Raw genomic sequence first — 11880 nt, forward strand, 5'->3', positions numbered from 1 at the left:
ATTCAACGCCTGCCCGCACGCGTTGTCCTTGCCTCACGCGCTCATGGTCGAGGGCAGGCATCGAACAAACCTAAACGGTTTGCGTCCGTTCGCTCCTCAAACTCGTCGCTGGACAGCGGTAAGTGGAGTTCAGCTGCCCAGGAGCGCCGAATCGGCAGCGGCTCTTCCCAACCCCGAACAGCCGTTGAAAGTTCCCGAAGCCGACGTTTTAGGGCTGCGGAAGTCCCCCTGCGTAAAATGCGCTAGGCGAACGTAGCGCGTCGTCGCACGTGCGACAATTTGGTTTTCGCCTGCGCCCGCACCGCCCTTGAGCGCCTGCACCGCATCGGCACAGGTCGGGCCATCCGGGGCCATATATCATGAACCTACAAACACCGGTCTTGCCCCCCGACTGGGTAAGGCGTGCCGAGTCGATAGAAGGCGTCGAGCGCATCGAAGCGTGGTTTCACGGCAGCGCGTATTCGATGCACCGCCACGACACCTACGCGATTGGCCGCACGCTCGCTGGCGTCCAGAGTTTCAACTATCGGCGCAGCCAGAGGAACAGCCTGCCGGGCAACACGCTCGTGCTGCATCCCGATGAGGCTCACGATGGCCAAGCGGGCACCGATGAGGGGTTCCAATACCGGATGGTCTACGTAGAACCCGCTCTCTTTCAGGAAGTGCTCGGCGGACGAGCGCTGCCGTTCCTCGAAGGTGGCGTGACTACCGATCCGCGCCTTGCGGTTGCGACCGCAGCGTTGCTGCAGCATGTCGGCTATACGCTTGAGCCGCTTGAACAGAGCGATGCGCTTGCCGAATTGGCGAATGCCCTGGCCGCCGTCACCGGTACGCCTACACGAACTGCCAAAGGGGACTTCCTCGCTGCGCGGCGCGCACGCGACTATCTGCACGCGAACTGCTCGCGCGTTGTCACGCTCGACGAACTTGAAGCGGTGACGGGCCGCGATCGCTGGAGCCTGTCGCACGATTTTCGCAGGTTCTACGGCACGAGCCCGTATCGGTATCTGACGATGCGGCGTCTCGACGCAGTGCGCCACATGCTGCTCGCTGGCACCTCGCTCGCTTGCGCTGCTGCAGCCGCGGGTTTTGCTGATCAGAGTCATATGACGCGACACTTTTCGAAGACATTTGGACTGACGCCGGGGCGCTGGTTACAAGTCGCGGGCGGCGTTTTGCGCGGCTAAAAACACCACGATCGTTCAATACGACCGAAAGGAGTATGCGTATCCTCAACGCATCAACCTTTGAACGGAGAGAACGATGTCCCAATCCTCGAACCATCCCACCGCGCCGGTCACCCGCGGCCAGTGCCACACCATCGATCTGATGGGCAAGATCGCGCAGATTAACGATCACTGGCAACCGCGCGTTGTCGCTGAAATGAACGACTATCAATTCAAGGTCGTCAAGGTCGAAGACGACTTCGAGTGGCACCGACATGCCGATACCGACGAAGCGTTCATCGTCCTTGATGGTGAGCTGCGTATCGATTTTCGGGCAGGGCCTTCAGGCGATGGTTCGATCGTATTACGTGCCGGACAGCTGGGAGTAGTTCCGAAGGGCGTCGAGCACAAGCCCTGTGCAAACGGAGAAGTTAAGCTGCTGCTTATCGAGCCGCGAGGTGTGGTGAACACGGGCGACGGCGCGACAAGCGAGCGTACTGTCGCAAACGACCAGTGGATTTGAGCCGGCCGCCGGGGTATGACCGGTGAGATGAGCGGACGGACACGGGCGATTCTTCGGGGGCGCGATTGTCGTGGATTTGAACCCGCCAGTTGAACGTCCGCTCGTGTCCGGATCGAGGTAGTGCCGCCCGCGATTCGCTCGCCGGAGACCGTCCATTGAGCGTCGGCGGACGACGCCTTGGATATTCAAATTGGAGGGTGACCCCGACCGACCGCTGATGGCCCGCAAGTACGCATTGGCGCCGGTGTAACGCGCCATTTGCGGCCCGCGAGCTGCGGATGGCTGGAAGGCGGAGTACAGCAGCCTCAGCACGGCCAACCGCCGAAGCATCGCTATGGCCGACGATCTGCCGGAGGAACGGAGTGGTCGACGGCCATTGTTCGTTTGAGGCGACCTCGCGTGAGGCTCAGCATCGGCCTCGTGGCTCGAAGAGCCGATTTTCAAATCGTCAAGTCAACCGTCTTCCGCCGCCGCAAGGCGCGAATGGCCGAAAAACGCGCCGCATCCGCCCTGATGCGCCGTAACGAGTAGCCATCCCGCGCGCGTATCAAAAGCTGCAGGCTAAAGCGACTGAGGAAGGTATTTCTGCGCCAACGCCTCATACAGCGGCGGAGCGAAGAGCCTAGACACCTGGCTCGAAATCAGCGCCGTGGCCATCAGCGACAGCACGAGCGCGTGACCGTTGATCATCTCGATGACGATCACGAATGCTGTAATCGGACTCTGCGTGACTGCGGCGAGATAGCCCACCATGCCCAGCGCGATCAGCATCGGCAATTGCATGCCGCCGAAAATCTGGTGAAGCGCGTTGCCGATGCCCGCTCCAATCGCGAGCGATGGCGCGAAAAGTCCGCCGGGCGCGCCGGGAAGATACGAACCGACCATCGACGCCATTTTCAGTAGCGGATAGCTCGCGCCGAGCCGCGAATTGCCTTCGAGCATACCGCGCGCTTCCGCATAGCCGCTGCCGAACGTATGACCGCCCGCTGCCACCCCGATCACGGCGATGAACAGGCCGCACATGGCGCCGAAAGCCACGGGATGCGACTGGCGCCAGCCGACCATTCGTGCCGGCATCCAGCGCTGCGTGTTCAGCAATAGCCAGCAGAACATCCCGCCAGCGATGCCCGTTACCGCGCCAAGCAGAACGACTGCGAGCGCGAGCGATTCGGGAAAATGCCCGTCCAGTTGAATGGTGCCGAAATAGGTGTAGTTGCCTTGCAGCGCGAGCGACACGATACCGGCAAAGATGATCGCCGTGATCAGCACGCCGCTGGTGCGCTGCTCGAAGCTGCGCGTGAGTTCTTCGATAGCGAACACCACGCCCGCGAGCGGCGCATTGAACGCAGCCGACAATCCGGCGGCCGCGCCCGCGAGCGCCAGCTTGCGCTCCATTGCGCCGCCGCGAAAGCTGCGCAAGCGCAACGGATAGAAGCGACGCAGGCTATACATGAGCGCCGCGCCGACGTGAATGGTCGGCCCTTCCCGCCCGATGGTGAAGCCCCCGAGAATCGACAGGAACGACAAGGCGATCTTGCCCACGAGAATCCGGATGGTGAGCAGCCGCGGCCCGAGCTCCCGCCCGTCATGCAGCGTCGCGATGACCTGCGGAATGCCACTGCCTTCCGACCCGGGAAAGAAGCGGCGCGTCACCCAGACGCCGAATGCGCCGATCGCCGGCGTGATCACCAGAGGCAACCACCAGCAGACGGCCGTGAAGCGTAGAAAGGTGTCGTATCCGAAGTCGATGAGCCGCGCGTACATGACCGCGACGAGCCCCGTCGCGACCGCGCCGAGCCAGAACACGCCGTAGTGCAGCCATAGCCGCCTGCCGCGCAATATCGTGCGTCGGTCGATGAATCCGGGGATGCGCATCGGAAAATGGAGAACTCGAATTTAAGGCACATTGTGACATAAATTCGATTCTTCCTTCGATGCGACCCGGCTCGTGTGTTATCGGCTCACTCTCGCCTGTCGTCGAAGACCCAGCCGAACGACCCATAGTGCGATTTGTGTTCCGCTGCCAGCCTGAGCAGACATCGCTCGCCTTTGGCTGTCAGATGCACCTGCACCTGTCGACGATCCGTCTTGTCGATCTTGCGCGTGACGAGGCCCGCAGTCTCGCATCGCGACACCAATGCAGCCGTTCCGTTGGGCGCGGCCTGCAATCGCTCCGCGAGTTCGCCGACGGTGGCCCACTTGCGCTCGGGGAATCCGCGAACGTGCAGGAGCAACTGATATTGAAGCGTGGTGATCCCGGCCGCATTGGAGATCTCTTCCGACACACGCAGGAATTTGCGTAGCTCGTAACGGAAGAGCGACATCGCTTCCAGATCGTGCTTGTGAGGAACTGCGGCTTTCTGTTTCGTGCTCGATGACATGGGCGGCCCTGATTCGACATTGACATGACGATCCGACCACGCGCATCGGATTTCGTCATTCGTGTTCGCGGATCATACCCAGTCCTGGAAACGCGGGCGTGCCGTGACGCCCGCTTCGCCTTATTGCGACATCGCGCCCGATGCGGGATGGTCCATGCCCATCGCGTCATGCTTCTTCATCTTGTCGCTCTTGCTCATCTTGTCGTGAGACATCTTGTCGTTGGACATGCTGTCTTTCTTCATCGCGTCGTGCGACATCGCGTCGTTGGACATCGTGCCGCTTGCCTGTGCGAACACGGCCGATGTGCCCATGGCCAGCGCCGCTGCGAGTACGGCCGTCATCAATCGCTTCATAGCTTCTCTCCTTGGTGAGTCAAACATGGCATCCGGACAATCCGGAACCGGTGGATGGTTCGGCGCTCAGGATCCGCCGAACCAGTTGTATCCCTGGTCGACCCAATAGCCGCCCGGATAGGTGTTGGTCACGAATATCTCGACGATGTGCTTCGGATTCTTGTAGCCGAGCTTGGTCGGCATGCGCAGCTTCATCGGATAGCCGTATTTCGCCGGAAGGCGCTGCCCGTCGTATTCGAACGTGAGAAGCGTCTGCCGATGCAGCGCCGTCGGCATGTCGATGCTTTCGTAGTAGTCGTCGGCGCAGCGGAAGCCGACGTACTTCGCCGTCGTGTCCGCGCCCACGCGCCGCAGGAACTCGGCGAACGGCGTGCCGCCCCAGCGCCCGATGGCGCTCCAGCCTTCGACGCAGATGTGCCGCGTAATCTGCTCTTCGTGAGGCAGCGCGTATAACTCCGGCAACGTCCAGACGCGTTGTCCCGTCACGAGCCCGCTCACCTTCAGGCGATAGTCGCTGCCGTTCACTTCGGGTACGTCATCGATCCCATAGAAGGCGTTGAATGGAAACGGCCGCGTGAGTTGCGCTTCGGTATAAGTCGGCGCGAGCCGCTTCGGATCGAAGAGCCACGCCTGCGCACGATCGTTCAGACGCGATACGGCGGTGAGGAGCGTGTTGACGGAGTCGTCGTCGGTGATCGAGCAGCCGGTCAGCAGAGCGAGCCCGCCCAAGGTCAGCATGCGCTTGCCGAACAAGCGCCGCGACGGCATATCGAGTTCGCGGCGCGCATCCGCCAGCACGGAAGCACGATCGACCGTGATGATTCGCTTGTCGTTGGATTTCATGGCGTGTTCCTCAAATGCATCAGCGGCCGCGCAGCATCGTCACGAGCGAGCGCGGCACGAGCGCGACCATCGTCACGTGCACGACGACGAACGCCGCCATCAATGCCATCGCGCAGAAGTGCACGACGCGCGCGTTGTCATAACCGCCCATCAGCTCGCGCAAGAGCGGAAACTGCACGGACTTCCAGATCGCGAGCCCCGAGAGCACGAGCACGATCAGATCGACGACGACCGCGAGGTAAGCGAGCTTCTGCACCGCGTTGTACTGGCGCAGATCGGCGTGCGCGAGCTTGCCGCTCAATGCGGCGATGAGATCGCGCAGCACGGCGCGCGGCGATAAAGGGAAAAACTTCGAGAAGAATCGGCCGCTCGCAACATTGAGCGCGACATAGACGATGCCGTTGAACACCAGCAGCCACATCGCCGCGAAATGCCACTGCAAGGCGCCGCCGAGCCATCCGCCGAGCGTGATCGACGGGGGAATGACGATGCCGCGGAACACCGGCGACGCGTCGTAAATGCGCCACCCGGAGAACATCATGATCAGCGCCGCGATCGCATTGAGCCAGTGCGTGACGCGCAACCAGAACGGATGGATCGGTGCATCGGGAGGCGAGCTTTCGCGCACTGGCGAAAGTGGCGGTCTCATCGCTTTCATATGGATTACCTCGAAAGTCGAACTGAAGCTTGGTTACCGGTTAATTCGTCGCCTGGGCGTCGCTGGTTACAGCGCGCGAATGAACCGGCATCTTTTTGTGACCGATTCGGGAGAAACCCGCGAAACAGGCAGGCCATGCTGTAACGCGTGGAGGGAAAAGAACGAACTAAGGAAAGGCACGAGGGAAACGACGAACATGAACCAGGACGGCGTCATTGCAGCGCATCACGGCTTCGCGTACTGTGTAGCGACCGATGCAAAACGCAGCACGCCGCTCGCTTGCGCTGCGGCGCGCGAAATTTCGTCCCGTTGTCCCGCCCCTACAGGAACCATGTCGCACGATGCGGAAAGCCGGCTGAAAGCGTTGTTCATCAGCGGACTTGCAGGCGATCAGAACGCGTATCACAGCTTTCTGCAGGCTCTCACACGGCATCTGCGCGGCTATCTGCGAAAGCGCATTCCGCATCGTCTCGACGATGTCGAAGACCTCGTCCAGGAAATTCTGCTGGCGGTACATAACGCGCGACACACCTATCGGTCCGATGAGCCGTTGACGGCGTGGCTGCACGCGATCGCGCGCTACAAGCTGATGGACTTCTTCCGCTCCCACGCACGTCGTGAGTCGCTGAACGTCCCGCTCGACGATCATGAGGAACTGCTCGCCGCCGCCGACGACGAACCCGCGCAGGCGCGGCACGACATCGGCAAGCTGCTCGAGCATCTGCCGGACAAGCAACGTCTGCCGATCGTTCACATGAAACTCGAAGGGCTGTCGGTGACGGAAACCGCGCAGCTCACCGGTCTTTCCGAGTCGGCCGTCAAGGTGGGCGTGCATCGCGGACTCAAGGCGCTCGCGGCTAAAATCCGGGGATTGCGATGAACACCGACGAACTCATCTCCCTCCTTTCGAACCAGGTGACGCAGGTCGACCGTAGGGCCATCGCACGCCGGTTCGTTCAGGCGCTGCTGATCGGCGCAGCGGGCTCGCTGGTCCTGATGAGCATCGTGTTCGGCGTTCGTCACGATCTCGGGAGCGTCGCCGGTACGGGCATCTTCTGGGCGAAGCTGGCCTTTCCGCTGGCGGTCGCCATCGGCGCGCTGCTCGTCATCGCCCGGATCGGCCGGCCCGGCGCTCGTGCGGGATATGCGTGGGCGCTCGTGGCCTTGCCGTTCGCGGCGGTCTGGATCGCGGGCTGGATGATCGTCGACAACGCGGGCCCGAACGCGCGTGCCGCATTGGTGCTCGGTCAGACGTGGCGCACCTGCCCGTTCAACATCCTGCTTCTTTCGATGCCGACCTTTCCCGCTGCGATGTGGGCGATGCGATCGCTCGCGCCGACGCGACTGCGGCTTGCAGGCGCCGTCGTCGGCTTGCTGGCAAGCTCGACGGCGACGATCGTCTATTGCCTGCACTGCCCCGAAATGAGCCCTGCATTCTGGGGCGTGTGGTATGCGATCGGCATGCTGTTGCCCGCGCTCATCGGTGCGTGGACAGGCCCGCGATTTCTGCGCTGGTAGTGCGACCGCTATCCGACGACGCGTGCCCATGCCGCCCGAATGCGACGCCCGCGATCTTCGAGAAGATACGAAGCGAGCAGCGCCAGAAGTCCGGAGACGACGCCCGTCAGCAGGTGCTCGACATAGGGCAGACGGTAACGGCTCGCGTGCGCATACGCATCGCCGATTGCAGTCAGCAAGCCGACGATCGCTGCATTGCCGTACCGGTTTTCGTAGAGCTTCGCGGCGGGCGTAAAAGTCAGAAGCACCGCCAGAAGTCCGGTGAAAAGTCCGGTCTTGAACGCTACGGTCCAGTGAGCCATGCTCGCGATATTGCTCCAGCTGCCCGGCATGCAGGTCATGCACGCGCTGGTCGGCTGCCAGAAACGCTGAACGAATAATCTGACCCGCCGCTTCAACTCGCTCGACATGATCGACACCCCTTCTCATTCGTCGATGAGATTCGACTGGCTTCCGAGCGCGCGATCTATTGCTTCGAGCGCGTAAATGAAACCGGACTTCCGGCCTTCTTGCCTGATTCGCTGAAGCTCCTTAATCGAGGCAGCGTTCCGATCACCCCTTCCGTACGAGACAAGCGCGCGTGCGCGCCCCACGTAGAACGCTGAAAAGAGCGATGGCTCCCGGCGAGCGTATTCCTCCAGCGCCGCCGCATGATGCTCGGCCGCATCCCAGCGGCGCCGATCGATGCACGCTTCGATCGCGTCACGTCGAAAGAGAAAGTGATTGTGGCTCACCGCGCCGGCCGTGAGCAGCGCCTGCGCTTCCGCAAGCGCGCTTTCGAATACATCGATGTCGTCTGTCACGCGCGCAAGGACGCCCAGATAATGCGCGCCCAGGTAGGCCATGCCCGTCTCCCGGCTGATCGACAAGGCCTCCGCGATATCGTCCAGCGCTTCGCGCCCGCGCCCCGCGATCCGATGCAGTTCCGCACGAAGCGCAAGCGCTTCGCCTTCGAATCTTTTCGACTTCAGTTCGCGCGCACATCGCAGCGCAGGTTCGACGTGCTCCCACGCACGATCCCATTCGGCGAGATCGTGCAGGCAGTGCCAGGCCGCGTGATGAGCAACGGCGAGCGCCCGAAGATGCCTCACCTTCTCGGCCGCGGCGACACTCGCGAGCGCGGCTTCCAGTGCGGCCTGTGTCTTGCCTGCGAACCACGCCGTGATGGCGCGCATGGGAAGATTGGCGACAGCGATACGTCCGAACCCGTGGCCTTCGCAGAGTTCGATGCAGCGGCGGAAGGCGTCGTGAGCACTGATCATCCGTCCGCGCATGTACTCGGCATCGCCAAGCCCGCCCAGCGCTGCCGCTTCCTGTTCGGCGTCGTGCGCCTCGCGCGCGAGTGCGAGACTGCGTCCATGTTCGCGCACGCAGCCCTCGATATCGCCGCGCGGAAAGCAGAGATTGCCGCGCAGGAAGTGAATGCGCGCCGCCTCGCGCTGAAAGCCCTGTGCGGCAGCGACGCCGGCGGCGAGATGGAGATCGGCCCATGCGCCGTCGAGATCGTCCGTGACGCGCTTGACCGTGGCGCGCCCGATCCACGCCTGGCAGCGCTGCGCGTCGGACACCGCGACCTCGAGCGCGGCTTCGAATGCCGCGAGCGCCGACCGCATGTCGCCGACATCGTGCAGGATATCGCCGCGAAGGCACTCGAGCGCGACGCGCTCGCTGCTCTCGCGCGCAAGCTGAAGGCCCCGTTCGACGAGCCGGAGCGCGGATTCATGGCGATGCGCCCTCGCCTGCGAGCGCGCCGCGTCGCAATAGGCGCGCGCCGCCTCGCTGTCCATTGCCCGATCGAGATGTTCGGCTCGCAGCAGCGGGTCACGTTCCGCATACCACTGCGCGGCGCGACGATGCAGCTCGCGACGCCGGCTTTTCAGCAAGCCGTCATAGACGGCGTCGCGAATGAGTGCGTGATGGAACAGGAATCCGGCACCCTGACGCCGCAGCAAAAGACTCGTCACGAGCGGCTCCAGTGCGGCGCCGGCGCCATCGACGAGATACTCGAGCGCGTCCTTCTCGAAGAGTTGACCGAGTACCGAGGCGGCCTGCAAGACTGTCCTGTCGACGGCGTGGAGCCGATCCATCCGCGCCTGCACGAGACTGCGCACCGTGGCCGGTACGCCGGTTTCGCCGGTTTCGTCGCTTTCCTCCGCGTTGCCCAGCAGCTGCTCGAGAAACAGCGGATTGCCCGCCGCCCGCGCGATGCAGCGCGACGCGAGGTCCGCCGCCGCACCGGGAAACGATGCGGCCATCGCGTGCGCCTCGCTGACGCTGAGCGCAAGGAGATCGACGAGCGCGTACGGCGCGCCGGCCGCCGCGCGCCACGATTCATCGAACGCGTGGCCGGCGGGACGAGCGGTCAGCACCAGCACTGCCGGACACTGCGCCACGGTCGCCGACAGCCCGGCAAGGTCATTGAGCGTCGATCCATCCGACCAGTGCATGTCCTCGACGGACAATAGTCGAGGTTGCCGGCGGCTCGCGCGCTCGACCAGCCGGCTCACGACATGGCGCCGCCCGCCGGCGCGCGTCGCGTTGTCCATCGCTTCGTAGATTGCGCGATCTTCGAGTGACATCGGCACATCGGCGAGATCCTTCAGAAAAAGCGCGTCGCCGCGATCGATCAGGCCGTCGCCGATCGCGTGCTCGACGCCGCTCACGCCGGCCTGCGCATCACTCGCGTCGTCGAGCGCCAGAAGCCCGCGCACGAGAGACTGCATCGCGCCCCGTCCGGTGGCGGCGCCGAAATCGAGCACGAGGCCGCCGTGGCAGAGAAAGCCCGCATCGCGCGCCTCGCGTTTGAGCTCATCGAGAAGGCGCGTCTTGCCGATTCCGGCCTCGCCGCGCAGTAGCACGGTGCGACCGGCGCCGCTCTCGCGACATGCCTCAAGCATCGCGCGAAGCTGGCGCAGTTCGTCGAGACGACCGACGAACGGCCGTCCCGGCGCACTGTGCAGGAGACCCGCGATACACCACGCCGAAACCGGCTCCGCGAAACCCTTGACGGAAAGCGCGCCGCGTCCGGCGCACTCGACGCGGCCGGCCAGCGCGCGCCGCACAGCCTCCGAAATCAGAATTTCCGCGGGCCCGGCCGCGTCGGTGAGACGCGAGGCGAGATTGACCGTCTCGCCGGTCACGGTGTACTCGCGATGCGCGGCGCTGCCCGTGCCGCTCGCAACGACCTCGCCGCCCGCAATGCCGATATGCACCGCGACCGAACGAGTGAGAGCGCGCGACAGGGCGGGCATCGCGTCGCTGATCGTGAGCGCCGCCCGCACGGCGCGTTCGACATCGTTGCCGTGCGAAACCGGCGCGCCGAAAACCGCCATGATCGAGTCGCCGACATGCTTGTCGACGTAGCCTCCATGCTGCTCGACGATGCGATCGGCCGTCTCGAAGTATCGATCGAGCACGGCGACGATTTCTTCCGGATCGGCTTCCCGGCTCATTTTCGTGAAGCCGCACAGATCGGCGAAGAGCACCGCGACCTGCCGCCGTTCTCCTTTCGCCCCGTTCGGGCTCGTGCCCGCGTCTGCCGGGCCGGTGCGCCCGCGCAGTTCCGTCAGCGCATCGAGCAATTTCCGGCGATGCCCGACCGAAGCGATTCCAAGATCTTTCAGGTCGTCCGCGGTAAGGCTGCGCAGCACGTCGGCGTCGATGGCGTTCTCGGCGAACACCGTTTCGTACCGTTCCATTCCGAGGCTGCGCAGCCAGACGGCGACGTCCACGATATCTCCGGGCGAAGGAATCGAGTCACTTCAAAGATAGCATCTGGACCCCCGGAGACTCCGTCAATCGGCGGACCGATAGTGATTGGAACGATTAATGTCAAATCGCGAATACTGATTTGGGCGAATCAGGGTTTTTACCTACAACGCCGCGTCCTACACTGCCTCTCAACGACGAAGCAGTGGAGAGAAACCTCACCACCCACGACGTTCCCCAAAATCAGCATTCGGAGGTCATCATGTTCAAGTCCATCGTTCCCGCCATCGCCATCGCTGCCGTTCTCGCCGTTCCGGGTTTCGCCCAGGCGCGCGAAGACGGCCCGGTCACCCGCGCGCAAGTGCGCGCCGAACTGGTTCAACTCGAGCGCGCGGGCTACAACCCTGCGGCCGATCAGACGACCTACCCGGCCCAGATCCAGGCAGCACAAGCCCGTGTCGATGCGCAGCAAGGCGCCGCTGCGTCGTCTTTCGGCGGTGCAAGCGAAGGCGCATCGGCGTCGGGGCATGCGGGCCGGTCGAGCTTCCTCGACCGCATCGTCCGTCCGGAGGCGGCCAATCCGGTCGATTTCAATCGTCCGTAAGCCGCTTTTAGCGCAAGAACGCCCGGCCGCGCGCCGGGCTTTGCGCTTTCCAGACCGATGATTCGAGCCGTCCGGCCACCTTTCATCACCCTGTAATCCGTCGATTCGACGATGTTTTCAGACTC

At 63.5% G+C, this 11880-nt stretch carries 12 protein-coding genes; 5 read left to right on the forward strand and 7 right to left on the reverse strand.

The window, feature by feature from the left end; translation table 11 throughout:
* Positions 1–359: 359 nt before the first annotated feature.
* Both NCR38_RS10645 and NCR38_RS10650 read left to right on the forward strand, forming a co-directional pair.
* Entirely contained in the window at positions 360–1187 is an 828-nt protein-coding gene (locus NCR38_RS10645) for an AraC family transcriptional regulator (RefSeq protein WP_250477021.1), read from the forward strand.
* 76 nt (positions 1188–1263) lie between these two features.
* Entirely contained in the window at positions 1264–1689 is a 426-nt protein-coding gene (locus NCR38_RS10650; RefSeq protein ID WP_061119356.1) for a cupin domain-containing protein, read from the forward strand.
* 561 nt (positions 1690–2250) lie between these two features.
* Here NCR38_RS10650 and NCR38_RS10655 read toward each other — a convergent pair.
* The 5 genes from NCR38_RS10655 to NCR38_RS10675 all read right to left on the reverse strand — a co-directional run bounded on the left by NCR38_RS10655 (position 2251) and on the right by NCR38_RS10675 (position 5925).
* Positions 2251–3564 (reverse strand): chloride channel protein, encoded by a 1314-nt coding sequence (locus tag NCR38_RS10655; RefSeq protein WP_250477022.1) that lies wholly within the window; start codon positions 3562–3564, stop codon positions 2251–2253.
* Positions 3565–3650: 86 nt separating this feature from the next.
* Positions 3651–4070 (reverse strand): MarR family winged helix-turn-helix transcriptional regulator, encoded by a 420-nt coding sequence (locus NCR38_RS10660; RefSeq protein WP_061119358.1) that lies wholly within the window; start codon positions 4068–4070, stop codon positions 3651–3653.
* Between the two features lie 120 nt (positions 4071–4190).
* Entirely contained in the window at positions 4191–4424 is a 234-nt protein-coding gene (locus tag NCR38_RS10665; protein WP_061119359.1) for a pentapeptide MXKDX repeat protein, read from the reverse strand.
* Positions 4425–4490: 66 nt separating this feature from the next.
* A complete protein-coding gene (locus NCR38_RS10670) occupies positions 4491–5267 on the reverse strand; it encodes a molybdopterin-dependent oxidoreductase (protein ID WP_061119360.1) in 777 nt (258 codons plus the stop codon).
* Positions 5268–5286: 19 nt separating this feature from the next.
* Positions 5287–5925 carry a cytochrome b/b6 domain-containing protein gene (locus NCR38_RS10675; RefSeq protein ID WP_250477023.1) on the reverse strand — a complete coding sequence of 213 codons (639 nt, stop codon included), beginning with the start codon at positions 5923–5925 and terminating at the stop codon, positions 5287–5289.
* A gap of 331 nt (positions 5926–6256) precedes the next feature.
* Here NCR38_RS10675 and NCR38_RS10680 point away from each other — a divergent pair, with 331 nt between their 5' ends.
* Both NCR38_RS10680 and NCR38_RS10685 read left to right on the forward strand, forming a co-directional pair.
* Positions 6257–6805, forward strand: a complete 549-nt coding sequence (locus NCR38_RS10680; protein ID WP_061119362.1) for a sigma-70 family RNA polymerase sigma factor — start codon at positions 6257–6259, stop codon at positions 6803–6805.
* Positions 6802–7443 (forward strand): DUF1109 domain-containing protein, encoded by a 642-nt coding sequence (locus tag NCR38_RS10685; RefSeq protein ID WP_061119363.1) that lies wholly within the window; start codon positions 6802–6804, stop codon positions 7441–7443. Before NCR38_RS10680 ends, NCR38_RS10685 begins: the two co-directional genes overlap by 4 nt.
* An 8-nt stretch (positions 7444–7451) precedes the next feature.
* On the opposite strand, the gene NCR38_RS10690 is transcribed toward NCR38_RS10685, so the two are convergent.
* Positions 7452–7853 carry a hypothetical protein gene (locus tag NCR38_RS10690; protein ID WP_250477024.1) on the reverse strand — a complete coding sequence of 134 codons (402 nt, stop codon included), beginning with the start codon at positions 7851–7853 and terminating at the stop codon, positions 7452–7454.
* A gap of 15 nt (positions 7854–7868) precedes the next feature.
* A complete protein-coding gene (locus tag NCR38_RS10695) occupies positions 7869–11174 on the reverse strand; it encodes an adenylate/guanylate cyclase domain-containing protein (RefSeq protein ID WP_250477025.1) in 3306 nt (1101 codons plus the stop codon).
* A gap of 239 nt (positions 11175–11413) precedes the next feature.
* Here NCR38_RS10695 and NCR38_RS10700 point away from each other — a divergent pair, with 239 nt between their 5' ends.
* On the forward strand, positions 11414–11755 hold the full coding sequence (locus NCR38_RS10700; RefSeq protein WP_250477026.1) for a DUF4148 domain-containing protein: 342 nt from the start codon (positions 11414–11416) through the stop codon (positions 11753–11755).
* Positions 11756–11880 lie beyond the last annotated feature (125 nt).

The organism is Caballeronia sp. INML1 (genome assembly GCF_023631085.1).
Lineage (GTDB): Bacteria > Pseudomonadota > Gammaproteobacteria > Burkholderiales > Burkholderiaceae > Caballeronia > Caballeronia turbans.

Coding starts and splice junctions, on each gene's coding strand:
- NCR38_RS10645 (WP_250477021.1), top strand. CDS start 360: ATGAACCTACAAACACCGGTCTTGCCCCCCGACTGGGTAAGGCGTGCC.
- NCR38_RS10650 (WP_061119356.1), top strand. CDS start 1,264: ATGTCCCAATCCTCGAACCATCCCACCGCGCCGGTCACCCGCGGCCAG.
- NCR38_RS10655 (WP_250477022.1), bottom strand. CDS start 3,564: ATGCGCATCCCCGGATTCATCGACCGACGCACGATATTGCGCGGCAGG.
- NCR38_RS10660 (WP_061119358.1), bottom strand. CDS start 4,070: ATGTCATCGAGCACGAAACAGAAAGCCGCAGTTCCTCACAAGCACGAT.
- NCR38_RS10665 (WP_061119359.1), bottom strand. CDS start 4,424: ATGAAGCGATTGATGACGGCCGTACTCGCAGCGGCGCTGGCCATGGGC.
- NCR38_RS10670 (WP_061119360.1), bottom strand. CDS start 5,267: ATGAAATCCAACGACAAGCGAATCATCACGGTCGATCGTGCTTCCGTG.
- NCR38_RS10675 (WP_250477023.1), bottom strand. CDS start 5,925: ATGAAAGCGATGAGACCGCCACTTTCGCCAGTGCGCGAAAGCTCGCCT.
- NCR38_RS10680 (WP_061119362.1), top strand. CDS start 6,257: ATGTCGCACGATGCGGAAAGCCGGCTGAAAGCGTTGTTCATCAGCGGA.
- NCR38_RS10685 (WP_061119363.1), top strand. CDS start 6,802: ATGAACACCGACGAACTCATCTCCCTCCTTTCGAACCAGGTGACGCAG.
- NCR38_RS10690 (WP_250477024.1), bottom strand. CDS start 7,853: ATGTCGAGCGAGTTGAAGCGGCGGGTCAGATTATTCGTTCAGCGTTTC.
- NCR38_RS10700 (WP_250477026.1), top strand. CDS start 11,414: ATGTTCAAGTCCATCGTTCCCGCCATCGCCATCGCTGCCGTTCTCGCC.